This is a genomic window from Amycolatopsis bullii (assembly GCF_014654205.1).
Lineage (GTDB): Bacteria > Actinomycetota > Actinomycetes > Mycobacteriales > Pseudonocardiaceae > Amycolatopsis > Amycolatopsis plumensis.
This window is the reverse complement of record NZ_BNAW01000118.1, coordinates 1-581: the sequence shown is the minus strand read 5'-3', so window position 1 is coordinate 581 and position 581 is coordinate 1. Positions and strand designations below refer to the sequence as shown.

Annotated in this window: 1 protein-coding gene; it reads right to left on the bottom strand. The window is 67.3% G+C overall.

The window, feature by feature from the left end:
• The coding region (locus tag IE317_RS44155) for a cbb3-type cytochrome c oxidase subunit I (protein ID WP_191317312.1) at positions 1-581 on the bottom strand (581 nt) is incomplete at both ends.

Genomic DNA, 581 nt, shown 5'->3' with positions numbered 1-581 from the left:
CCGAAGTAGGGCAGCGCGACGACGTAGACCTCGGGGTGGCCGAAGAACCAGAACAGGTGCTGCCACAGGATCGCGCCGCCGTTCTCGGGGTCGAAGACGTGGGCGCCGAGGTGCCGGTCGGCCAGGAGCGCGAACAGCGCCGCGGTGAGGATGGGGAAGGCCAGCAGGATGAGGATCGAGGTGAACAGGATGTTCCAGGTGAAGATCGGCATGCGCCACATGAGCATCCCGGGACAGCGCAGGCACACGATGGTGGTGATCATGTTGACGGCGCCGAGGATGGTGCCGAGGCCGGTGACGATCAGCCCCGAGATCCACAGGTCGCCGCCGACGCCGGGGGAGTGGATGGCGTTGGACAGCGGGGTGTAGGCGGTCCAGCCGAAGTCGGGCGGCCCGCCGGGCGTGGCGTAGGCGGACAGGACGATCGTGCCGCCGAACAGGTACAGCCAGTAGGAGAACGCGTTGAGCCGGGGGAACGCGACGTCGGGGGAGCCGATCTGCAGCGGCAGGACGAAGTTGGCGAACCCGAACAGGTTCGGGGTGGCGTAGAGCAGCAGCATGATCGTGCCGTGCATGGTGAA